We start from the raw sequence: 22,404 nt of genomic DNA, 5'->3' as shown, positions 1-22,404 counted from the left end.
ATCGATTGAATCGACGGATAAGATTGATGATCAGATACTAACTAAAACCGATGACTGAACACCGTTACAGGGGGCGGCAGGACCAATCCTGCGCCCCGAACGGTGGGTGCGCCTCCCAAGGGCGCATTTTTTATTTTTCTTGGATTTAAATCGAAACTTTGTAATATTTATTCGGAGTGATTCAGGACTATTATGACGCTAATTTGTTACATCAGAGGGATTTTTATTTGCTTGATGGTGTTCCTGGAACCGCTGCATTCCGCCTGGGCACAGGTTAGCAAGATTCGCGAGCTGCAAATGAGCCTTCCCGCTATTCGCGATAGTTCTGGTTACGTCGATGTCGTCAACCGGATTTCCCTGCTTTTCTACGAACAAAATGCGGACAGTACGCTCTACTATGCATTGAAAGCAAGGCAAATAGCATATCGGAACGATTACAAAAGAGGACGGGCGGATGCCACCAATAACCTGGGGGTGGTATTCGATATCAAGGGGAACATCCCGCTTGCTTTGCGCTATTATAATGATGCGTATAATCAGTATGTTGCCCTGCACGATTCATCGAACATCGTGCAGACGCTTATGAATATCGGTTCGGTATACAATATCAGCGGGCGGCATGATAAGGCGCAGGCCAACTATAACCGTGCAATGGCGCTCGGCGACCGCATTGAGCACGATTCCATCACGGCGTTGGTGATTTACAACTACATGCTGCTGTACCCACAGAAATTCAGCAGTACACGCCGGCGGGCGCTCATAGACCGGGCGTACAGGATCGCTGAAAAGTACCGCGATGTCCGGCTCGAACTGGCAATCGACCAACTGAGGGCTTCGGAGCTCATCGATACCGGGCAGCGTGAAAAAGGGCTGACATTTTTAGAAGAGACTCTCAACAAGGCCCTGGCATTGGAGCTGAACTACCTCAGTATGGACCTTTTGCTCGATCTCGGCGACCATTACATAACGGAAGACCGAACCCGGGCCGTTCAGTTTTATAACCAGGCACTCGAACTGGCAGAGCAGAAAAATTACCGCATGTACGCGCGTGATGCGTGCAAGCGGCTGTACGACTACTATGTGGGCGGGAAAGAGAATGCTCAGGCATTTGTTTACAGTCAGAAACTATTGAAGCTGTTCGAAGAGCAGGCCGAGATCGACCGGGTTTCGGGGATAGATTACATTGAATATGCTGTCAAAGACCAGCAGTTGGCCTCGGCGGAGATGAAATCCAGATACAATGCGCAAATGCTCACGCTGGCCGTGGCGGTGTGTGTGCTAACATTACTAAGTATTGTCGTGCTCTGGCGGAACTGGAAGCTGAGCAAGAAGACCAATCGCGTGCTGACTATGCAGTTCCGGCAACTGGAATCGACCACCGACGCTTTGGAGCAAAGCAATCAGAACTACGCGCGGCTGATCAAGATCCTGGCGCACGACCTGCGCAACCCGATAGGGGGCATCAATGCATTGTGTTCGCTGCTGCAAGATGAGGGGACGACAGCTGAGGAGGCACAACAATATGTAGCGCTGATCCGTGAGTCGAGCACCACTTGCCTGCACATGATCAGCGATTTACTTCAAACGGATTTTGATTTCAAGGAAACCGAGTTGCATAAAAAGCCGGTCGACTTGCCGGTTTTTCTGGATCACGCAGTGACCTTGCTGACATTCCGCGCAGCCGAAAAGAATCAGCGGCTCATTCTCGACGGCCCATCTCAGGCAGTCGTGAATGCCGACCCGGACAAGCTGCTGCGGGTTTTGAATAATCTCATTGTGAATGCTATTAAATTTAGTCCGGAGGGTGAGACGATCCGGGTCAAATTGGTGCAGTCGGATGAGGGCATTACGATTTCCGTGGAGGATCACGGGTTGGGCATCCCCAAAGAGGCCATTCCCAACCTTTTCGACCCCTTCACCGCTTCCAGGCGCCCTGGTACGGCCGGGGAGCAGGCTTTTGGTTTGGGTTTGTATATCTCCAAACAGATCGTGGAAGCGCACGGTGGCAAGCTTTGGTTCAAAACCGAGGAGGGGAGTGGCACTACCTTCTACATTTTCCTGCCCGGAGAGAATGTCGATTCACTCTCTCCGGCGTGATCGGAACTTGTTCAGGCGTTGTGTGATATTATCAGGGGATCTCTACCGTGGGCTGTGTATCTTATCGTCGTACCGTTTTTTCAAGGTAGCAAGGGATTTATGGTAGCCTGCTTTGTCAAAGAATGCTTCGGGGCGGTACGGGTCTGTCGGTTTGTGTTTCTCGTGGAGGGAAAACTGGCTAGCATGGGATGATAGCCAGATATCGAACTGCCCGTTTTTCATAGCGGCCAGTGTCTTGGCGTAATCCTTGCCCACTTCGGATATCCAGGCATGCCGGAGAGCTTTGTTTCATCCAGGATACTCGGCATATTGGCGATCAGCACTTTAGTCGTCAGCTCCGCCCGTCATACCTTTTTAACAAACTGATAATAAATGCATAAACTCCGCAAAAAGTGAATGGTTGTTCTTTGTGCTACTATTTCACTTAATCAGTTTATGTTCACCATGAAGCCTTTATTTACTTATTCCGCATTGGCCGGTCTGCTTGCGCTCGGTGCCTGCCAGGACCACCGTGATCCCAACAGCCCGGAAATTACCCTGCAAAACCGCTCGGTAACGCCCGTGCTCGCCAAGTTGCTTCCGGGCGCTACTTCCGGACGCGTTGCGGCAAGCAATGTGAAGCTTTTCTCACTCCTGAGCAGCGACGACCAGCTCGAACAATCGCCAGCCTACGTTTTCGGTGGATCGGCCGATGGTGCGGGCCTTTTCCAGAACCCGGATGGCAATTACACGATCCTGGTGAATAATGAAGACAACTTCTCTGTTTCCCGCATCACGCTCGACAAAGGTTTCAAACCTGTAAAAGGGGAGTATGTGCTGAATTCCGATGGTGGAACGTGGCGTTTGTGCTCGGCCACTTTGGTAACACCTGTCGAGCATGGCTTCGGTCCTGTTTTCCTGACCTCGGGTGAAAGCGGCCAGGAGTCACGCACGCACGCGCTCAACGTGGATGCAAACGTAAGCCAGGCGAATATCTCCCGCGAAGTGGCCGGGCTTGGTCGTTGGAGCGCCGAAAACGCTGTCCCGCTTCCGAAGACTGCCTATCCGGGCAAAACCGTGATCGTGATCGGTGACGACGATTCGGATGTGAACGGCGGCCAGGTGGCGATGTATTTGTCGAACACCGTGGGCGATCTCGATAACGGTTCGCTTTACATGCTGAAACGCGCTGACAACAATCAGAGAGAAATGGATATGAAGCCGGGCTCAACTTATGATGTGGAGTTTGTGAAAATCGATAACCACAAAACTTTGACCGGTGCGCAGATCAACGGAAAAGTGAATGAACTGAAAGCCATCAAATTCGGCCGTGTGGAAGACGTGGATTACCGCAAGGGTGGAGCTGCGCAAGGCCGCGAAGTAATTTTTGCCGTAACCGGCCAGGAAGATAAAGGTGTGAATGCGGACTATTCACGCTCGAAATACGGCCGCATTTATCGCGTGACACTCGACGTGAACGATCCGCTCAAAGGTAAGCTGGAAGTACTGCTCGACGGCGACGACCGCAACGGCATTGCCAAGACGTTCCAGAACCCGGATAACGTTTGCGCGACTTTCGACTACGTGTATATCATGGAAGACCCGAACGGTTACGGCGATGAAAAACACGATGGGTACGTATATCAATTCAATCTCAATACCAAACAATTGACCCCTGTTCTTGAAATCGATCACCGTCGCACGGAGGCTGATGCGGCTAAATACAACGTGGGAGGTCCTTCTGCATTCGGTTCGTGGGAAAGTAGCGGGATGATCGACGTATCGGATGTTACCGGCCGTCCGAACACATTCATGCTCGGCATTCAGGCGCACACATGGCGCGGTGATAAATATAAAGGCGTTGACGGCGGCTCGATCCGTAAATCGGAGAACCAGGCCAGCCAGCTGATCCTCATTGAAGGTCTGCCTCGTTAATTACATAGTTTTCAGACTCCTGGCCGGAATTTTCGGGTCAGGAGTTTTCCTTTTGAATTGATACTCACTCCTGCAACATGCTGAAATTCGAGCGTAACCCCAATTCATTTATTTACCGCCACAGGAGGCTGCTCTTTTCGATAGTCCTGATCATCGTCATCCCGCTGATCGTATGCCTGATCTGGTGGCTGATGGGCCCAATGTCGAAACAAACGCCCGCGAAAGAAGTGAAGAAGGCTTTCATGCAAAATATCACGGACCTCGACAGCGCGGTAAGCCGCTTGCAGGCCGATATCCATGCAAAGCAACCGGCCGCTATTCAGGAATCCTTCAAACGCGCCCGCATTGCTTACAAGCGCGTCGAGTTCATCTCCGCCTATTACAGCCCCGAAACGACCCGCGCCCTCAACGGCCCCAATATCCCCGAAGTGGACGACGATCTGCGCGTAAATGAGCCGCAGGGTTTTCAGGTTCTGGAAGAAATGGTATTTCCCGAAGTCGCTACGGACGCTTACCCCGACATGCTCCATACCGCCGACGTCATCCGTGCGAATGTAAACCGGCTTCGGAAGATCTCGGAAACCAACGAGCTTACCGACAGCCATATATTCGACGCTATGCGCCTGGAAGTTTTCCGGGTTGTGTCGATGGGCATTACCGGCTTCGATTCGCCCGTTGCCTTCCATTCGCTACCCGAAGTAGCCTCAGCGCTTGAAAGTGTGCGGGAGCAACTGGTACATTATACTGCGGACACTAAGAACAAGGCATTGCGGGGGCAGCTCGATAGTACCATTCATGCGGCCATCAGCTATGTCAGCAAGTCGCCGGATTTCAATGCATTCGACAGACTGGTTTTTATCCGGGAATATGCCAACCCGCTCAGCAGCCGGTTGCTCGATGCACAGAAGGCGCTGGGTATCCCGGTTTTTAATGAAAAAAGACTGCTATCCCCATCCGCGCGTACGCTCACGGATTCGGGGGTGTTCAATGCCAATTACTTCATCAACTTCGAGGAACAGGCCATGACTGCCCAACGCATTGCATTAGGCAAAATGCTGTTTTTCAATCCGGTATTATCCAACAGCGTGGGTCGGACGTGCGCTACCTGCCACCAGCCCGACAAAGCTTTTACCGATGGCGAACCCAGGAGTTTTGCGGTCGGTTTCAACGGCTCGCGGATTAGCCGCAATGCGCCTACTTTACTGAATGCCTCCTTCCAGGCGGCACAGTTCGCCGACTCCCGCGTGACTTTCCTCGAAGACCAGGCGAGCGATGTTATCCGCAATCCGGATGAAATGCACGGCTCGCTACCCGATGCCGTGGCGGCTTTGCGCAAGCAGGACCAGTCGCGCAAACTCTTCGAAGAAGCTTATGCCGACGGCGTGACGGAAAGTAATCTCAAAAACGCGATCGCCAGCTACATCCGCTCATTGTCCTCGCTTGATTCTCGCCTCGACCGCCATTTCCGCGGTTCCGAAAGCACAATGACCGTCGAGGAAAAAGCCGGGTTTAACCTCTTTATGGGCAAAGCCAAATGTGCTACCTGCCATTTCTTCCCGCTTTTCAATGGAACCGTGCCGCCCGCTTACCTCGAAACGGAGAGTGAGGTACTCGGCACGCCTGCCACCGCAGAAGGCAAAACCGTCGATCCCGACGTCGGCAAATTTGTCCTTACCAAGCGCGAACCGCATCGTTACGCTTTCAAAACGCCTACCGTCCGGCATGTAGCGCTCACCGCACCTTATATGCATAATGGCGTTTTCAGGACATTGGAAGAAGTGGTGGATTTCTATGACCGGGGAGGGGGGAACGGGTTGGGCTTTAATCTCGAAAACCAGACATTGCCGTTTGATAAACTCAATTTAACGGATGCGGAGAAGAAAGCGCTGGTCGCGTTTATGAAGATTTTGTAAAATGCAAATCCATTACTGACAATAGGTTGTCATTCTGGCCTGGTTTATTTGAAGTAAATTAATATTCACTTCAAACAACAACCCTATGAACACGATCATCAGCAATGGGACCCCAATTAGTTACAATGTGTACGGCAGTGGCCCCGCGACGCTGCTTTTCGTCCACGGCTCGTTCATCGACCAGACCTATTGGAAAGAACAGGTATCTTTTTTTAAAGAGAAATACCAAGTGGTGACGATGGACCTCGCGGGTCACGGCGGGTCGGGAACGAACCGGGAGGAATGGACGCTCCAAAGCATGGCCGACGACGTGATTAATCTCGTCAAAGCGTTGAACCTCGAAGAGGTGATCCTGGTCGGGCATTCCCTCGGCGCGAACCTGAGCCTGATGGCAGCGGCCGCTTACCCAGGGCCGATTATCGGTTTTATCGCCGTCGACAATTTTAAAAATCTCGCCACGCCGCTTCCCGCGGAATACGACAGCCAGGTTGAAGCGATTATTGAAAGTTCCAAAACTGCCTATGCCGACACCAATGAGCAATATGCCCGGATGGTGCTCGTCACTCCCGAAACTCCCTTATGGATTACCGAAAAAGTTGTGACCGCGTTTCGCGATTCCTATAAGCCGATGGGTCAGCAGACTTTACCGCAATTTTTTATGATGGACCGGATCGAGCGGGCGGCCTTGCCGTTGCTGAAACCCAAAATGAACCTGATCAACGTCAACTACATGCCTACCAATGTGGAGGCTTTGGAAAAAAATGCGGTGAACGGCTATACATTAATCGAAATTGCCGGTACCTGCCATTACCCGATGCTCGAATCACCGAAAGCTCTGAATGAGGCTTTAGACGAGGTGATCGACAGTGTACTGGAAGCGAAGATCACGGCGTAACGCCCGTCAGCCGGGCGTATTCGCCTTCGAGCGTGCGTATTTCGGCGGGTGACTTGGAAAGATCGATTGCCCGGCGATAATGTACCGCGGCCTGTTTCGCGGAAATGGGGGCATAGAGGTAGCCGAGCAAGGAATGGTAGTAAGTGTTGTTTTCCAGCCCGAGCTTTTGCGCCTCTGCCAACCCGGCCTGGTGGCCATATACTTTGGCATATGCAAATGTCCGGTTAAGCGCCGTCGCAGCTGAGTATTCGAGAACGACGAGCTGGTTGTACAAATGCAGGATATGCTCCCATTTCTGTGTCCCTGGCGGGGTGGTGTGCCAATAGGCGATGCCAGCCTCGATGTGGTATTTGGAAACCGCATTGCCCGAGCATGCATTGACGAGGTAGTAATGGCCGCGGTCGATCAGCTCTTTGTCCCACATACGCTCGTCTTGTGCCTCGAATAGGATGGTATGGCCGTGATCGTTCAGCCGTGCTTCGAACCTGGAACTTTGATAGCACATCAGCGCAAGCAGGGCTTCTACCTGGCGCGAGTTGGTGAGCGGGTTTTCGGCGAGCATGTGCGTAAGGCGCATGGCCTCCGCGCATAGGTCTCTGCGTATGAGAATGTTGCCCGATTTGGAAAAATAGCCCTCATTGAACAACAGGTAGAGGGTACGCAGCACTACATCGAGCCGCGCCTGTACTTCGGCGGGCAGCAGCGGGCCTGTCTGGAACTGGTCGTTCCGAAGGTTGGCGCGTGCGCGCAGGAGACGCTTCTTGATGGTTTCGGGCTTGGAAAGGAACGCGTCGGCGATTTCGGCAATGCTGAAACCGCAGAGGATTTGCAATGCGAGGCTGATCTGGCTTTCGGGCGAATTGGCCGGGTTACAAACCGCGAATATCATGGCAAGCTGACTATCGGCGATCGTTTCGGCCGTAAAGTCGAATGTGGGTTCCGATTGGTCCGCGCCGCGCAGGAGAGCGGGGGAGACCTGCGTTTCAAACACCCGGGTATGTTTGAGATAATCCTTTGTTTTGTTTTTGGCAACCGTGTATAGCCAGGCGGTCGGGTTTTCGGGAGTGCCTTGCAGTGGCCAGGTTTCGCTGGCTTTCAGGAAAGTTTCGCTGACGATATCTTCCGCGATTTCAATGTGTTTTAATCCAAAATGACGGCACAGTACTGCCGTCATTTTGGTATATTCTCTTCTGAAAAGGCCGGACAATATTTCAGGGTTTTCAGCCATTGAGGAATGCTATTTGCGCTGTAAGATCTCCCTCACCTCAATATTGCCCCCGATTTTGAATATCGGATTGGCCTTCGCAAGCTCCACGGCCTCGTCGATTGTCTCGGTTCTGACGATCACGTAGCCGCTCACAAACTCCTTGATTTCGGTAAACGGGCCGTCGGTAACCACATTATCGGCGTATACCGTTTTGGCGCTTTCATTGGATAGCGTGTTACCCTTGTCGGCCAGTTTGTTCTGCGCGGCAATGCCGGCCAGCCAGTTCATGCGTTCCTGTATCTGCTCGGGCGTGGGGCGGAAATCGGCCTGAATGTCGAGCCGGAAGATTAATGCGAATTCTTTCATGATGGATATTGGTTTGATTTCCCCTGTGACGACCGGGCCGTCGTAACGGGGACATGCGATCTGAAATAAACCGGATTGTAACAAAAACACAAGCCGGTCGTCTATGCATTGTCAAGTGTAAGCAACGGCTTCACATCCAAAAACAAAAGAGCAGGCGTTTTGTGTGCTCTTTTTTAGTATTCTGGAAAAGGGATTTATAACTTATAGCGCACAATGAATGTGTTTTCCGTGTCTTGTTTGCCTTCCAATTGAAAGGCTTTATAAGTTGGCGAGCCGTAGAACCAACCTGCTGCGTAGACGAAGCCGGACTTGGTAACGCATATTTTGTTGACCCGATCTTCCAATATCCCGCCAAATTTGGCAATGAAATCACCGGCAGGGTCAAGCTTATCCGGGTCGACCTCGGTGATGAAAATGTCAGTGCTTCCCAATGCAGATACACTTCTGCCTCTCTTCATCGGAAATTGGGCTGAATTTGAGAAGGATCCGGCGATTACGATATTACCCGCGCTGGTTAATGCTATGCCACCGTGGTAATCTTTGTCGTTGTCTACGAAACCGTTGCGTCCGTTAAGAACCTTACCGTCGGCATTCCATTTTAACAAATAGACATTTTCATCCCCTTTACTACTGAGCGGAAATTCTTCTAATGTGCCGCTATGCATTCCTGTTGCAAACACATTTCCAGAGCCATCGACTTCAATATCATATCCATAATCATTGCCTCCGGAACCTATCCGCCGCAACCATTGAAGGCCCTCAATCCGACTCCATTTTGCAACAAATGCATCTGTTTGATTGATACTATTGATTGGTTTTAAAGGACCGGGAAATTGGAGGGTATTATTGAAGAGGCCAACTATGTAAGCATTTCCCTGCAAGTCTACGGTGATGGCCTCAGGTATTTGAGTATCGGCTCCGCTAATCATCATGGGCTCGCCGAAAGTGCCGTTTAGGGCATTAACCAGTACGAAAAACCCATCATGCTCATTGGCTTTCTGGCGTGGACTTTGGTTGAAATCGATATTGGCCGTCACGTTATCGCCTTGAACCCTGCCGACCAAATAAAGTTTTTCTCCTTCGCCCGCCTGATAGAACGCCAGCGATCTTCCTTGGTCGCTCATTGGACCACCAAATGTTTTAACCCAGCTCAGCGTTCCATTCGCATTGATTTTTGCTACAAAACCATCATCGCTACCCCTGTGCAAAATATTCCATTTATTCCATGACGAAATTTGACCAGCCACAAAACCGGTTAAATAAACGTTATTTTGCTTGTCCAGGGCGATGGCATTGCCATGATCATCTCCCGCACTACCGTCGGTATATAGCCACAAGCATCGCAGAGTACTGTCAAATTTCGCCACAAAGAAATCATTCCCTCCTTTTGATTGCAGAACATGTTCGTTGTCAAATTGCACGGTGCCGCTGGCGGTTCCGGAAACGTAAATGTTCCCTTTGTCGTCGGATACAATATCTGTGGGGATGTTGTATCCACCCGACAAGCTGAATGGCTTAACATGATCCACATGCACAGCCTGCGTGCTGCCGCTGCTGCCGCCTTCGACGCCTTTTACAATTAATTTTACCTTATACGTACCCGCTGCGGGAAAGGTATGCTTCACGGACTGTCCGGTCTCCTTTTTTGTATTGTCCCCGAAGTCCCACAGAATGCTTTCGGCGTTCTCCGATTCGCTCGTAAATGTGAATTCACATGGGTGCGTACAGCCTCCCTCAGGTGTGAACGTGAACCGGGAAACCGGTCTTTGAGGCGTTTCAATATGGCATGCGATAGCAATCGACGTCAGCAGAATATAGTAAAAAAATCTCTTCATAGGTGAAACATCCGTAGGGAAGGAGCTATAAAGTTACTGCATTTTTGCGAGCAATTCTGCCGCTTGTTTGTTATTAGGGTTCTCGGCGTCTGCCGCGACTTTTTTCAGTTGCTCCACACAGTTTTTTAGGTCGTTCTGTTGCAGGTAGGCCAGTGCAATGTACCACTCGGCGGTACCTTTTACTTGCGGGAACCGGCTGGTTTCCAATAGTTCCAGCTCTTGCAAGGCCAGCGCAGCATTGTTCGCGCCCAGGAAGCGGACGCCTTGGTGCACGTGGGCGGTGTCGGACTGCCACTGCCTGAATGCCGACGGGCTTAGGCCCAGTTTTTCCTTCGAGAAAGGGCTTTCGAGCGTCGGTTTTTCATTGAAATATTCGGCAAAAAAGTCACGTTTGGCTGTATTGGCCGGAGTTGGTTGTGGCTTTTTCGATTTCGGAGTAGTAGTTTTTACGGATTCCGGCTTTGCCGCAGGCGGTGCCGGCCGTAGGGTGTCGGGAGCAGCCGGTTTTTCAGCGACAGGCGTGTCGGAGGCGATCGGAGTACTTTCAGGTTGGGAATTGAAATACCAGAGCAGCCCGGCAACTACGAAAATGCTCGCGACCGCTGCAACGTACGGCCAGCGCCTTGCAAAACGGCTTTCCGGTAATAGTGGTACGATTTTGCCCTTCTTCTGATCGTCCTGTTCTGCTTGATTGGCAAGCATGCCTTCGCGCTGCAGCTCGGCGTGAATGTCGCGGAAAAGGTTTCTGTATTCGTTGGCTTTCAGTCCATTGCGAATGCGGCGCTGCATGGCTACTTCGTGGGCCAGGGCCCCGTCTGCCTGCATTCTTTTTTCAAAGTCCGCGCGCGCCTCGGGCGTGCCTTCGCCGTTGAGGTACTGGTGGATTTCATGAAAAGCTTCTTCCGACAATTCCATGTGTGTTAAATTGAGATTCGCTGCTAAATTTTACAGGTTGATACGTGTGCTCTGCCGATTCTTATCACTACAAATGAAATTTTTCTCTCAGGTATTTCGCACAGCGGAACCGCTTTTGGGTTGCCGATGCTTCCGTTATGCCCAGTTCGCCGGCAATATCTCGCAGCGAACGGTCCTCGACATAGAACCAGCGCAGCACCTTTCGGCAGTCTTCGGCAAGCAGGTGAAAAGCGCGGTCGAGTTTCGTGAAAATCCAGCTGCGTTCGTCTTCGTCATAATCCGGCGAGGCGGTGTCTGCGAGATCGTGTTCGAATGCATTCCGGTCATCGTCCTGTCGTGCCATGCTCTCGAGCGTTACCTCGCCGCGGCGGGAAGCCAGGCTAAGGCTCTTTTTCCATTGATTGATGTAAATGCTCTGAAAGTAGGTCGTAATGCGCGTTCCTTCCTGATACACAAAACTGCGGTCCCGGATTTTACTCACAAAGATAGCCAGGCATTCCTGCAAAAGATCTTCTGCTACTACCTGGTCGCTGCCCCGTTTCAATGCATAGGGAATGCATTGACGGTAGGTTTGAAGGTACAGGCACGAGAATGTTTCGCGTTTTTCAAGAAGGAGTTCTTCGTAAAATAACAGGTCAGAATCACGGTATCGTTTGCAGGAATCTCGGGGTGCCATTCATCTTGATATTTCCACAAGAAAACAAAAAAGAGCCGGTTCGGGAAATCCGGCCTGAAACAAATTAAAAAAAGTTGCCATACGGTGATAAGGTTTCCGATCCTGCGGAGATAAATAGTTGACCCAGAAAACAAGGGCCGGTCCATCACTCGGGGATAGCGATCGGCCGGATTTTTCAGGGTTGTGGGTTATTACAATGGGAGAGCGCCGGACGAATTCGACGGGCGCTCTTTTTCAGTTTTAAAGCTTCTTCCTGCGCGGCTGTGTGGTGATGGGAATTGTACGCTGGACGATTTTTTCCCTTTCCGTACTTCCTGCAGTGAGCGCGGCCACATTGTTAAGATCGTCGAGGATGAATGTGAAGCCGTTTTGCGAGCGCGTTTTTTCAATGGGCTTGAACTTCCCTTCGGTTGCATATGCGAAAAGGATTTCGAACCCGAACGGTGCCGCGCATTCGAATTGTTCCGGCATATAAACCCATTTGCCGACTGCGTCGCCCGTAATCATGAAATCGCTGTTCCGAAGTTGAACGATGTTTTTGGCGGCATCCTGGTAAATCATCCTTACCGTGCACGGCTTGTTGGCCCGCACTTTTAATGTCATTATATCGCCCTCCCGGTACGATTGCGGCCCGTATCCTTTGTCGGTACTCACTTCGAGGAACAATTCATCGTCTTTGGCAGCGGACTGATCGTCATTACCGGCGGCCGCGATCGCCTGTACTTGCGTAGCGTCCTGCAACAGATGCCCGGCAGGCTCTATTTTTGCATTTGGAATGTTGGTCAGTAATATTTCGGAAGAAAGCACAAAGCCTGAGGCATGGTCGAGCGCGTCAAAAAGCTGCACCCCGATTTTCAAAAAGTTGCCTGATTTATCGTACCGGCCTTTCAGTTTGATGAGCGATCCGGGAGCCGTTTGGTCTGTTAGGTTAGTCTGGATATGGGTGCTCATTCGCCCCAGCGAGGCTTTCAGGGTGCCGGTGAGTTGTTTGGAAAAATCGTTCGACACGCCTAGCCCTTCAAAGGTGATTTCTTCAATAAATAGCTGCCAGAGCCCTTTTTCGGGTAAAGAGCGGATGATTTGCCCGGCCAGTTTGTCGACAACCTCCGGCAGGGTAACCAGTTCGAGCGGGTTGCGCTGGTCGATAAGGGAAATTGGGGTTTTACTTTTTGCTTTCAGATCGGTATCTATGAAACCGATCTTGGCTTCTGTTACCTGGTTGCCATTCATTTTAAGAAACACACCAGCCCGGCAGGGTACATTTTCCAGTTGCAGGCGCTTCCGTTCTTGGTAGTGGCCGAAAAGCGATTTTTTACCATAAAACAGCACGAGGTAACCTTCCGGAACCGACTTGAATTCGGCTTCCCCCCATTCAAAATGCAAGGAAAGGCCGCCTTTTTGGTAACCGATGAAAGCGATTCGTTTGTATTCTTCAAAATCAATCGTTTGGGTGCCCTTATGGCCGGGGATCAGATCGTTTTCAAAGCGCGCGTCGCGTCGCAGGCTCGCATACATGCGATCGCTGGCTTCGTCCCGTTCCTCACGGTCGACTATATAGGGATTGGTAAGCTGGCCGAACGCTGATTCGAAGTCTTTCAGCACCTGTTTGACGCGCTCCGCCGATTTGGTCTGGTAATAGGGGCTCAATGCCTGCCCGAAGGAGCAATGCAATGGAAAAATAGCGATCAGGACAAGCAGCAGCCGTTTCATGGCGGTTTTATAATGGGGCCAGCAATGCTAGTGGGCGTGATGGAGGATCACTTCGCGGGTAAGCAGGCTGTTTTCCATGGGTATTTGCTGCCTGTTGGTCAACTCCATCACACGAATGCGCACCGTCCGGAAAATGTCTTCCAGACGTAGCCCCGGCACGTCGAGCGCTTTCAGAAGTTCGGAGGTGTACGGGCTGTTTTTACCTTCACCATCGAGTGCGGTGTAGCCGGGTTTGGTCGAAAACGTGATGAGCGTTCCCGGGGGGGCGCTCATACCCGCGAGGCCCTTGCCACCCGAGCTGCGCGTCCAGCTGCGGCTCAACGGATTGTCGCGGCATGCGTCGAGGATCATGATGTTGGTCCGCTGGGAACTTTCGTCGGCCGAGGCCATTTGATCGAGGATATCGTCTGCCGAAATAGCCAGCACCTTCAACTCGGTTTCGGTTTGCGGGCTGATGTCGACGGGCAGTAGGTAATTTCTGCCCGCGATCTGCATTCCGTGGCCGGCGTAGTAGAATAAAGCAACTTCCAGGTCCTGGTTCTGCACGCTGCTGCCGAACTGCGCCACGGCTGCCCGTAGCTCGCCCTGGCTGGCGTCGATCCGTTCGATTACGTCGAACCCGAGGCCGGTCAGCTTCTGCGTGATCGCCCGGGCATCGTTTTCAGGATTTTGCAACCGGGAACCGGCCTGGTAACCCGAGTTGCCCACCACCAGCGCGATGCGTTTTTTCGCCTTTTCATACACGATCGACCAGGTTTCGGAATAGCCGGTGCCGGAGCTGTTATCTGCCAGCAATCTTACGGTGTTCTTCCCTTCATTCAATACGATCTGCGGGGTGACCAGCGTACCGCCCACGCAACCTTCCTCGCGCGCCGCCGCTACTTTGAACGACCGCGTCACTACCGGATTGGCCGTGCCATTCACTTCCACGCGAATATTTTCTGCCGCATTCAGCACACATCCATTCAGCCTTACGTCCGGCTTGTCACTATGCGCCGGGTTTGCCAGCCATTTTATTTCCGGCTTGCCTCCCGGATCGAGCGCATTGAAAACATCCCTGCTGCCATTTTGGTAAACGATCTCGGTAATATCGGCTATGGGCAATGAATTGAGGCTTTTGCTGCTGGCGGACCGGTATTTCACTACATCGGGATACACTTCCCGGATTTCCACCACCTTTTTCTCCCGGGATTTCAGATAGATCGTGTCCGTCGGGGCGCTGCCTTCCATAGCCAGTGCCGGCTTGGAAATGAATGCCGTACAGGCCAGTGTGAGGAATGTGAAAAGATGCTTCATAACATTGTAAAGGGTATCACGGACGAAGCCTAAAAAGAAAGTGCGACGCTAACACCTGCTGCCTTATGCGTTGGCTTGTAAAATGGCCGAAAAGATAATTCTGTCTTTCTTCTAAGGATCTCTGTGCGTGTATTTTTTGCCAGATTCAAGTTTTTAAGGCCTATTAATTCAAATACAATACCTCCTGCGAGTGCCGCGGCTCCCGCGTAAATGCCCGGCGAGGCGAATGCGCGGAAGCCCTCTTTTTTTTGCAAGTCGCCTACGGGCGGTGCGGAACCGTAGTTCGTTTGGTACCACGAAACGTAGGCGTCGTTCGTCTGTTGTATGTCGCTTTTATACGAACTGTAATCAATGCCCAATTTGATAAACGTAGCTGCACCCGCAACTACGGCGGCTGTGCCGACGGCCAGGTAGATGTTACGGCGTTTTTTATATTTCAATGCATTAGCTTCCAAAAGTTGCAGCTCCGCAGCCGGCTCGTTCTTTGCATGCTCCCGGGCTAGTTTCAGCGGCTCTTCCTTTTGTCCGGCGCCGGCATTTTCATATTCTATTTTCGAAACGTCCGAATGGAAAATAAAATAATCGGGGCCATTCGGGTTATTGAATCGCTTATAACGAACATATTTTGAATCGGTACCCAGCACTTTCGCATGGATTTCCTTCCCGTCTTTCCGGATGATTTTATCCTGGGCCTGGGCCGCTATTGAAAAGACGATTCCCAATGCCAATATCAATGCGGACACGACAATCCCTTTCCAAAAAGAAACGATTTTGCCTGGCCGGTTAGAGAAATGCTTGTTCAAAACGCTGATGACTGGGGTTATAATCGGATTTAAAAATAAGTAATTGAAATCAAATCGGGTTTAAATATTATCCAATAAACATCAGCGGACGGATAGGAGGGGTTATTGATGCACGATTTTCACCAGAATAGGCACCACACTTCCCTTTCGCCGGCCCTTTACCTCGTAGGCCACTTTTCCCGGTTCATAAGCGATTTCGGCTGGTGTGATAAACGCTTCGCCTAATGCCGCATAGGCTTTCTGAATAATTGTCCCCGGCGCATTTTTAACCTTTGCCGCGAGCTCTTCCAGATTCAATTCGTTTTGGGAAATAAATACTATGAAATAATCCTCGCCGGTAACTTCGTCGAGCGTGAATGACGCATGCAGCGAGGGCATTATCACAGTGCTATTGGCAGGTACGATGGCGCTGGTTATCAGTTCGCCGGAATTGTACGGAAAAATGGCCGATACGCGGTTTTCCTTGTCCGAGCCGAGGATGTAGATGTACGATTGTTTGGTATTGTTGATCACCATTTTGAAGCGCGTTCCGGATGGATAAGGCTTGCTCATGGTGTAGGTAAGCATTTCGGTTTTGCCGGCAGGTATTTCGGGCGTTACCTGTGCGCCCTTGCTTCGCGTCGATTGGACGGGCATGGTTTCATTTCCGAGCATAAAATCGACATTCCCTTTGAGCGTTATGGCCTGAGGAAGTGGCTTCGCCGTCGGCTCAGTGTAAATTTGATAGGCATTTTTGGCAAAACGGGCGAGATCGGCGTAGCGGGCCCAGGTGTAGCCGTTGCTCCCCCAGCTTTTTCCCCAACTGTTGGCGATCAGGAACGAGCCCTCATTAATGTGGTCATCGTAGCCTACCACGGCCATCGAATGGCCTCCTACGGCATTATCGGGTGTTTCACCGGCGGCGGCCTGCCAGTTCCCGGTGGCTTCGTCGATAAATGACGGAGGTATGAGCATTCCGATGAGTACCGCATTCCGGCCTTCCACCAACGCCGATTTAATGGCGTTAATACGCTGTTCGACTGTGCTTTCTCCGTCCTTCGGGCTGAATAGCGTGGCATAGTCGGCGATTTTGTAGTTGGCTGCTTTTTCGTCGCATTGCTCGTATTTGCTCCCGCAGGTACCCGGGGCGCAGCTCAGAAATGCCGAGCCCTTCGTTTTCATCACTTCCAGGGCGTCTTCGAGGAAGACACCTTCGGCGCACGCGGTGTCCTGGCCCGGTTTGAGCTGCCCGTAGAGCCATCCGGGGGAGAATGCGATGGCGGCAATTTTGGCCGGTTGGCTGCCGATACCCATTTTGCCGGCTTCCATCGCCGTGCGCATATAATATGCCGCCGACCAGCCCACGCATGTGCCGTCCATGCCCTGGTCACCGATTTCGGGTAGGAGCTCCCGGATGTGAAACGATTCCGGCAGAGCGCCTTTCAGCAAAATGTCGGGCGATTTGCGGGGAAGCCGCAGGTATCTGGAATCGTCCATTTTCAAACCCATGCCGCGCCGTTGCGCCTGCGATTCCGGGGACCGAAGGACAGTGAAGCATACAAATGCGGACAAGGTGGCTATTTTGATTATAAACCTCATTCGGGTTGTGGTAATGGTATTGGTGGCCTAAAAGCCCGGGATCGGGACGGTGTCTTTAACCGTGATATCGCCGAAGAATATTTTCAGGTCTTCCTTGCCCGTCTGCGCATATACGGCCATACTCTGCGCCGTAACGCGGATATCCTTGCGGTCGCGGCTGCCGTAAACGAGGTTGCCCAGCTTGTCCATTCCTTTGAACTGCTGGTAGTACGTGGCGAGGGCGCGGTAATCGCCGCTGGCCGCCTTCTCAAATTTGGAAACGACCGCTGCGTCGTAGGATGTTATTTCCACCTTGTCGAACTTCACATGCATCAGGTTTTTGAAATAGATTGGCACCGGTACCGACGATACAATACCATTCCTGCGCGACACCTGCACATGCGGCGCACGCCTTTTGCCGTTCACCAGGTGATCTTTTTCAAACAGGCCAACGGCCAGCTCCACCGCTTGTTCGCGTTGTTCGATGGAGTTATTCTTATCGGCAATGAGGGCAATATATAGTTGCAGGTCGTTCACGCGCTGTTCCGTCAACTGCCGAAACTCCGTCAGCCTTTTTTTGTCCATTTCGGTCTGAGCAAACAGCTGCCCGATGCCGAGAATGAGAAAGCAGGATGAGATAAGATGTTTAAGCATATATTTTAAGCTAATGACTTACCGTTTTTTACGGATTTCCTGTAATGTTACCACGTCGTAGGTGCACCCATTCCCGAGCGACGAAAGCCGCTCTACGAAATTGAATTCATCGATGAGCGGAGCGGTGTTGACGATCCTTTTCAAAAACAGGTCGATAGGCTGCGTATCCACCGGCTTCTCAGGGTCGTCCAGGTAAATGCTCACCTGCGCCGATGGCCCGAAAAAGCCTTTTTGGCCAAGTGTACTAAGCTTGCTGCGGTCGTTGAAACTGAGTTTCTCGTCCGCCAGCACATTCAGGAATTTGTTGATCTCCGTAAAACTGGCTTGTGGGCAGGGCAGCTTCGTCGCAGGCAAAGTGCTTATCCACTGCGAGTGGTGTTTCAACGAATCGGGTAGGCTTTTCAGGCTTGCCTGCAAGCGGTTTTCGGCATCGGTAAGGAGCGTTTCCCACGACACATGCGCGTTATGCCCCTCCGCGTAGGCGAGCGCCTGCATCCAGGTATTGCTGTAAAAACTGCCATCGTGCGGGTGTGCCGTAGCTTGTTCGCCTTTCTTGGCGCTGCTGATGAGCAGGTCGCCATTCGCATCCAGGAACAGCGCGCGGGCGATTTTGGTATCCTCGGTCACCCTGATTCCCCTTACCACGGGTTTTGCCGTCCGCGGGCGCGTACCTGCGAGGAGTTTGTTGCAGCAGTCGCCTAAAGTGAGGCAAAAGCGCGGCTTCTTTTCTTTCAGCAGCCGGTGAACGGTTTCCAGTTCGAGGTTTTCATCCTTGAGATAAAGAATAGGAAATTTACTCTTTTCGGCATTGATTCCGTGGCCGGTATAATAGAAAAAAATGATGTCTTCCGGTTTGCATTGGATCTTGGAAATTGCTTCCTGAATGCCGCCTTTTCCAAATTTATCCTGATGACAAATCAGCTCCTGGTAATTGTATTCGATTTTTTTTGAAATGTTCCGTAGTGTACCCGACATTTCTACAAGGTCTTTTTCGCAACTCGCGCCTAATGAAGGATCTTTGGTATCAGCGACCAGTACTGCGTAAAATGATTGAGCCCGACATAATTGGCTCATAAATACGGTAATAGTCAGTAACCATCTGCAACAAATACGGATTGTGGGAAAAGAAATCATTGCGCCGGATTTTGGGACAGATCTTTCACGGAGGACTTAAACTTCATCGGGAATATTGCTTCAAACTAATTTGAAGTCGACAAATAAACATGGATTTGCTTAAAGTAAGCGAAACCCGGCAACTATTTTTTAGCAGCTGTGTGAATCTAAATGGAATATTATCGAACGGTTTGGGTTGATTGGAAACAATCATTGTAGCTTGTTGAACAAACCTGTTTTCTAGCCTTTTTCCGGACCCGAACTTGCCCAGATCAGTTCCGGCCTATCATTTATTTTTTTGCCCCTGTACATTCTGATAAACCTCCGCTGTTCTTCCAAACCACTGGCTTTTGCCCAGCGTAATGCCGCTTTGTTGGGAACGGGAATGTCTATAAAAATTGGCAGCCCACGAAAATGATGCAGCATAGCATCACAGATCTGCCGGCCGGCTTCGGGCGTGGACGCGACTGCCGGACCGAGCTGGACCGCGTTGCGCCCCTTGCGGGAGCCCGCATAGGCGAGGTCGTCTTCGAACATGGAATAGTAAAATATATTGGATTGGAGCAGCGAACGCAGGAATGCCTCCCGATGAGTGCCTGTTATCCGGAAATCGAGGTCGAGAATAGGAGGAGCCGACGTCTCCGGCGTCCATGGCATGGCCTCATCGCCCAGTCGCTCGTGCATTTTGGAAATGCCTTTCATGCGTACCACTTCATATTCTTCCTGAAAACCCAGTTTTTCATACAATCCCTTGCCGAAAACCGTGGCATCCAGTCGCAGTGTTTCAACATTCAGGCCATCCAAATGTGCTATCGCGCGTTCCATGAGCTGTTGACCAATGCCTCGGTTTCGCATGGAGGCATCTACCAGCACCATCGCAATCCAGGCAACTGATCCGCTAAGCTGGCCGGCAGTCCGGTCGTCCAAAATGCAGGTGGTAACGGTTCCGGCTGCGGTTCCACCGGCTTGTTCGGCGAGGAAGCAACCTGCCGGGTGCAGCGCGAGCGCGCGGTGCCAGTCGGCTTCGAGCTGGTTCCAGCCCGCCTGCTGCACCAGCTGCATGCCGAATGGAACGTCGGTAAGGAGCATTTGTCGGATGGTAATCGGATTTTCCAATGGTTTAAAGTTTACGTATATAGGTATGCGGTGGTTTCGCTGCATCGAACGGATGGAACGGGTATACTTTCCGTTACCCGTTGATTTTCAATATCGTAATGCGCTTTTTGGTGATATTTAATTAAAATCTAATCACTTTCAGCGGGCGTTCCAAATCCCGCCCATCATCTTTGCATTACTCCTGACTCTTCTTTTTGACGCAAACCTGACCGGAATATGTATGAAGACGAAGAAAACGATACTTATTATCGAGGACGACCTGCGGATTGCGCAGAACATTTACAGGGTTTTACAATCGGAAGATTTCGACGCCGAAATCGCCCGTGATGGGCTTGCGGGCAAAAAAATGGCCCTGGAAGGGCGTTATGACCTGATATTGCTGGATATTAACCTGCCCGGAATGAATGGTTTTGAGGTTTGCAGACTGATCAGACAGTTTAAGCCGGTGATGCCTGTTATCATGCTCACAGCTTACGGCGAGGTGGAGGACAAGGTCGAAGGGTTGGGGCGTGGTGCGACGGACTATATTGTTAAGCCATTTGATTTCAGGGAGTTGATTGCACGGGTGAATGCTGCATTGCGTCTTTCGGCTGTCGGGAAATCGGGTGAGGGCAAGCGGGTACTAGGCATCGCCGATTTACAGCTGAATGTGGATACCAAGGTGGTGACGCGTGCCGGGAAATTTATCGGGCTGACTGCCAAGGAGTTTGCCTTGCTCGAATATTTTCTCCTTCATCCGGGGACGATCATTTCGAAGATGGATCTGGCGAAGAATATCTGGCATTTGACTTTCGATCCGGGGACCAATTTTGTGGAGGTATATATCAATTACTTGCGCAAAAAGATCGACAAAGGCTATGATGTGAAGCTGATCCAGACCAGGCCGGGATTGGGCTATATATTGATGGCCGAATGAGTTGTCGGGCTGCGGTTAGACGGCTGGTTTTATGTAAAATGTGCCTTGAATGCGTCTAAACGCTGTTTTTAATTTTCTTCTAATTTACTTTTAAGGATTTTCTAAATGCAAAAATGGTGGCCGGAAGGTACCGTTTCCCAATCTTTGCATTGTCAAAAACAAGAGTTATGCGATTTTACCTGATCGGGTTACTGGCTTGTGCGAGCTTTGCTGCACAGGCCCAGGATACCCTCAAAGTGACCGTCCGGCAGGTGGACAGTCTCTTTTTAAAAAACAACCTGACCCTGCTCGCCGAACGCTACCAGATCGACATCGCCAAGGCGGCTGAAATACAGGACAAACTTTGGGATAACCCAAATCTGAACGTGGAGCTGAGCGCTTACAATCCTTCGCGGGGCTGGCTGGATGTGGGCAAGGGCGGGCAGAAGTTTGTCAGCCTGCAACAGGTCATCACCCGCGCCGGCAAGCGTACGAAGCAAGTGGCGCTGGATATGGAAACGACGCGCAAAACGGAACTGGAATTTTTTGACCTGGCCCGGACGCTGAAATTCGATCTCCGGCAGCTCTTTTTCGAAACCCATTTCCTTCGCCAGACATTGCAATTGATGGATAATCAGATCGCTATGCTGGCGACGACCGTGGACGCATTTGATAAGGAATATGGCCGTAACAATGTGTCACTCAAAGAGGTGGTGCGCTTGAAGGCGCTGCTTTTCCAATTGAGAAACAACAGGGCGGATATTCTTTTTGAATTGACCGAAAACCAGCGCGATATGCGGATTTACTGCAATACGGAAGCCTACGTGGTACCCGTAGTCGATAGCCTGGAAATGGCGCGGTACCATATTCAGGCACAGACGCCGGACCAGCTGCGGGAACTTGCATTAACGCGCCGCACCGATCTGAAAGTGGCCGAATCGTCGGTAAAACGGGCGGAATTGAATTATAACCTGCAAAGAGCGTTGGCGAAACCGAATGTGCAGCTAGGCGCGGTGTACGACCAGGCGAGTAATTACCAGAACCACTATTTCGGTGTCTCGGCTTCGATGGACCTGCCGTTTTTTAACCGTAACCAGGGGAATATCCGGGCCGCGAAAAGCGGGATCGGTTATTTCAAAACCCAGGAAACTGCGAAAAGGAACAGCATTGCCAACGAGGTGAATGCGGCCTGGAACAAAGTGATCGTGGCGGAAAACACCTACCGAAGCGTGGAGGAACGCTTTACCGATCAGTTCTCGCAGCTCAACCGCGGCATTTACGACAACTTTCAGAAAAGAAATATAACCCTCCTCGAATTCATTGATTTCATCGAAACCTACAACGAGAGCGTCCGGGAGTTCAACCGGCTGCAATCCGACCGTATTAAAGTGTATGAAGAGCTGAACTTTGTAGTAGGAGAGGAATTATTCGCCTTTTAAACC

Annotated in this window: 19 protein-coding genes; 6 read left to right on the top strand and 13 right to left on the bottom strand. The window is 51.2% G+C overall.

Features of this window, described 5'->3' with window-relative positions; translation table 11 throughout:
* The first annotated feature begins 192 nt into the window (after nucleotides 1-192).
* Nucleotides 193-2,097 carry an ATP-binding protein gene (locus ACQ4MZ_RS25155; protein ID WP_430849763.1) on the top strand — a complete coding sequence of 635 codons (1,905 nt, stop codon included), beginning with the start codon at nucleotides 193-195 and terminating at the stop codon, nucleotides 2,095-2,097.
* A 42-nt stretch (nucleotides 2,098-2,139) separates the two neighbouring features.
* On the opposite strand, the gene ACQ4MZ_RS25150 is transcribed toward ACQ4MZ_RS25155, so the two are convergent.
* Complete coding sequence (locus tag ACQ4MZ_RS25150) at nucleotides 2,140-2,319, bottom strand: hypothetical protein (protein ID WP_430849761.1); 180 nt, start codon at nucleotides 2,317-2,319, stop codon at nucleotides 2,140-2,142.
* A gap of 222 nt (nucleotides 2,320-2,541) precedes the next feature.
* Between ACQ4MZ_RS25150 and ACQ4MZ_RS25145 the strand changes: the two genes are divergently transcribed.
* The 3 genes from ACQ4MZ_RS25145 to ACQ4MZ_RS25135 all read left to right on the top strand — a co-directional run bounded on the left by ACQ4MZ_RS25145 (nucleotide 2,542) and on the right by ACQ4MZ_RS25135 (nucleotide 6,819).
* Entirely contained in the window at nucleotides 2,542-4,011 is a 1,470-nt protein-coding gene (locus tag ACQ4MZ_RS25145) for a hypothetical protein (protein WP_430849759.1), read from the top strand.
* Between the two features lie 77 nt (nucleotides 4,012-4,088).
* Nucleotides 4,089-5,924, top strand: a complete 1,836-nt coding sequence (locus tag ACQ4MZ_RS25140) for a cytochrome-c peroxidase (protein ID WP_430849757.1) — start codon at nucleotides 4,089-4,091, stop codon at nucleotides 5,922-5,924.
* A gap of 85 nt (nucleotides 5,925-6,009) precedes the next feature.
* Nucleotides 6,010-6,819, top strand: a complete 810-nt coding sequence (locus tag ACQ4MZ_RS25135; protein ID WP_430849755.1) for an alpha/beta fold hydrolase — start codon at nucleotides 6,010-6,012, stop codon at nucleotides 6,817-6,819.
* On the opposite strand, the gene ACQ4MZ_RS25130 is transcribed toward ACQ4MZ_RS25135, so the two are convergent.
* From ACQ4MZ_RS25130 to ACQ4MZ_RS25075, 12 genes are all read right to left on the bottom strand, one after another.
* Nucleotides 6,809-8,047, bottom strand: coding sequence for an RNA polymerase sigma factor (locus tag ACQ4MZ_RS25130; protein ID WP_430849753.1), 1,239 nt, complete (start codon nucleotides 8,045-8,047; stop codon nucleotides 6,809-6,811). The genes ACQ4MZ_RS25135 and ACQ4MZ_RS25130 overlap by 11 nt on opposite strands.
* A 9-nt stretch (nucleotides 8,048-8,056) precedes the next feature.
* Nucleotides 8,057-8,392, bottom strand: a complete 336-nt coding sequence (locus tag ACQ4MZ_RS25125) for a YciI family protein (protein WP_430849751.1) — start codon at nucleotides 8,390-8,392, stop codon at nucleotides 8,057-8,059.
* Between the two features lie 194 nt (nucleotides 8,393-8,586).
* Complete coding sequence (locus tag ACQ4MZ_RS25120) at nucleotides 8,587-10,227, bottom strand: SBBP repeat-containing protein (protein ID WP_430849749.1); 1,641 nt, start codon at nucleotides 10,225-10,227, stop codon at nucleotides 8,587-8,589.
* Nucleotides 10,228-10,260: 33 nt separating this feature from the next.
* Nucleotides 10,261-11,142 carry a hypothetical protein gene (locus ACQ4MZ_RS25115; protein WP_430849747.1) on the bottom strand — a complete coding sequence of 294 codons (882 nt, stop codon included), beginning with the start codon at nucleotides 11,140-11,142 and terminating at the stop codon, nucleotides 10,261-10,263.
* Between the two features lie 67 nt (nucleotides 11,143-11,209).
* Nucleotides 11,210-11,818 carry an RNA polymerase sigma factor gene (locus ACQ4MZ_RS25110; protein ID WP_430849745.1) on the bottom strand — a complete coding sequence of 203 codons (609 nt, stop codon included), beginning with the start codon at nucleotides 11,816-11,818 and terminating at the stop codon, nucleotides 11,210-11,212.
* Between the two features lie 240 nt (nucleotides 11,819-12,058).
* Complete coding sequence (locus tag ACQ4MZ_RS25105; protein ID WP_430849743.1) at nucleotides 12,059-13,528, bottom strand: hypothetical protein; 1,470 nt, start codon at nucleotides 13,526-13,528, stop codon at nucleotides 12,059-12,061.
* Between the two features lie 27 nt (nucleotides 13,529-13,555).
* Complete coding sequence (locus ACQ4MZ_RS25100; protein WP_430849741.1) at nucleotides 13,556-14,824, bottom strand: caspase family protein; 1,269 nt, start codon at nucleotides 14,822-14,824, stop codon at nucleotides 13,556-13,558.
* A 29-nt stretch (nucleotides 14,825-14,853) separates the two neighbouring features.
* Nucleotides 14,854-15,627, bottom strand: coding sequence for a hypothetical protein (locus tag ACQ4MZ_RS25095; RefSeq protein ID WP_430849739.1), 774 nt, complete (start codon nucleotides 15,625-15,627; stop codon nucleotides 14,854-14,856).
* A 102-nt stretch (nucleotides 15,628-15,729) separates the two neighbouring features.
* Nucleotides 15,730-17,205, bottom strand: a complete 1,476-nt coding sequence (locus ACQ4MZ_RS25090) for a DUF4384 domain-containing protein (RefSeq protein WP_430849737.1) — start codon at nucleotides 17,203-17,205, stop codon at nucleotides 15,730-15,732.
* Nucleotides 17,206-17,232: 27 nt separating this feature from the next.
* Nucleotides 17,233-17,838 (bottom strand): hypothetical protein, encoded by a 606-nt coding sequence (locus tag ACQ4MZ_RS25085; RefSeq protein WP_430849735.1) that lies wholly within the window; start codon nucleotides 17,836-17,838, stop codon nucleotides 17,233-17,235.
* An 18-nt stretch (nucleotides 17,839-17,856) separates the two neighbouring features.
* On the bottom strand, nucleotides 17,857-18,912 hold the full coding sequence (locus ACQ4MZ_RS25080; protein WP_430849733.1) for a caspase family protein: 1,056 nt from the start codon (nucleotides 18,910-18,912) through the stop codon (nucleotides 17,857-17,859).
* Nucleotides 18,913-19,191: 279 nt separating this feature from the next.
* A complete protein-coding gene (locus ACQ4MZ_RS25075; RefSeq protein ID WP_430849731.1) occupies nucleotides 19,192-20,067 on the bottom strand; it encodes a GNAT family N-acetyltransferase in 876 nt (291 codons plus the stop codon).
* A 220-nt stretch (nucleotides 20,068-20,287) separates the two neighbouring features.
* Here ACQ4MZ_RS25075 and ACQ4MZ_RS25070 point away from each other — a divergent pair, with 220 nt between their 5' ends.
* On the top strand, nucleotides 20,288-20,983 hold the full coding sequence (locus ACQ4MZ_RS25070; RefSeq protein WP_430849729.1) for a response regulator transcription factor: 696 nt from the start codon (nucleotides 20,288-20,290) through the stop codon (nucleotides 20,981-20,983).
* A 167-nt stretch (nucleotides 20,984-21,150) separates the two neighbouring features.
* On the top strand, nucleotides 21,151-22,401 hold the full coding sequence (locus ACQ4MZ_RS25065; RefSeq protein WP_430849727.1) for a TolC family protein: 1,251 nt from the start codon (nucleotides 21,151-21,153) through the stop codon (nucleotides 22,399-22,401).
* Nucleotides 22,402-22,404 lie beyond the last annotated feature (3 nt).

This window comes from Dyadobacter sp. BHUBP1 (assembly GCF_050587785.1).
Lineage (GTDB): Bacteria > Bacteroidota > Bacteroidia > Cytophagales > Spirosomataceae > Dyadobacter.
This window is presented reverse-complemented; position numbering and strand designations above follow the sequence as displayed.

Bases quoted from the DNA above. Each gene is read 5' to 3' on its own strand.
- ACQ4MZ_RS25155 (WP_430849763.1), top strand. From the start codon at position 193: ATGACGCTAATTTGTTACATCAGAGGGATTTTTATTTGCTTGATGGTG.
- ACQ4MZ_RS25150 (WP_430849761.1), bottom strand. From the start codon at position 2,319: ATGAAAAACGGGCAGTTCGATATCTGGCTATCATCCCATGCTAGCCAG.
- ACQ4MZ_RS25145 (WP_430849759.1), top strand. From the start codon at position 2,542: ATGAAGCCTTTATTTACTTATTCCGCATTGGCCGGTCTGCTTGCGCTC.
- ACQ4MZ_RS25140 (WP_430849757.1), top strand. From the start codon at position 4,089: ATGCTGAAATTCGAGCGTAACCCCAATTCATTTATTTACCGCCACAGG.
- ACQ4MZ_RS25135 (WP_430849755.1), top strand. From the start codon at position 6,010: ATGAACACGATCATCAGCAATGGGACCCCAATTAGTTACAATGTGTAC.
- ACQ4MZ_RS25130 (WP_430849753.1), bottom strand. From the start codon at position 8,047: ATGGCTGAAAACCCTGAAATATTGTCCGGCCTTTTCAGAAGAGAATAT.
- ACQ4MZ_RS25125 (WP_430849751.1), bottom strand. From the start codon at position 8,392: ATGAAAGAATTCGCATTAATCTTCCGGCTCGACATTCAGGCCGATTTC.
- ACQ4MZ_RS25120 (WP_430849749.1), bottom strand. From the start codon at position 10,227: ATGAAGAGATTTTTTTACTATATTCTGCTGACGTCGATTGCTATCGCA.
- ACQ4MZ_RS25115 (WP_430849747.1), bottom strand. From the start codon at position 11,142: ATGGAATTGTCGGAAGAAGCTTTTCATGAAATCCACCAGTACCTCAAC.
- ACQ4MZ_RS25110 (WP_430849745.1), bottom strand. From the start codon at position 11,818: ATGGCACCCCGAGATTCCTGCAAACGATACCGTGATTCTGACCTGTTA.
- ACQ4MZ_RS25105 (WP_430849743.1), bottom strand. From the start codon at position 13,528: ATGAAACGGCTGCTGCTTGTCCTGATCGCTATTTTTCCATTGCATTGC.
- ACQ4MZ_RS25100 (WP_430849741.1), bottom strand. From the start codon at position 14,824: ATGAAGCATCTTTTCACATTCCTCACACTGGCCTGTACGGCATTCATT.
- ACQ4MZ_RS25090 (WP_430849737.1), bottom strand. From the start codon at position 17,205: ATGAGGTTTATAATCAAAATAGCCACCTTGTCCGCATTTGTATGCTTC.
- ACQ4MZ_RS25085 (WP_430849735.1), bottom strand. From the start codon at position 17,838: ATGCTTAAACATCTTATCTCATCCTGCTTTCTCATTCTCGGCATCGGG.
- ACQ4MZ_RS25080 (WP_430849733.1), bottom strand. From the start codon at position 18,912: ATGAGCCAATTATGTCGGGCTCAATCATTTTACGCAGTACTGGTCGCT.
- ACQ4MZ_RS25070 (WP_430849729.1), top strand. From the start codon at position 20,288: ATGAAGACGAAGAAAACGATACTTATTATCGAGGACGACCTGCGGATT.
- ACQ4MZ_RS25065 (WP_430849727.1), top strand. From the start codon at position 21,151: ATGCGATTTTACCTGATCGGGTTACTGGCTTGTGCGAGCTTTGCTGCA.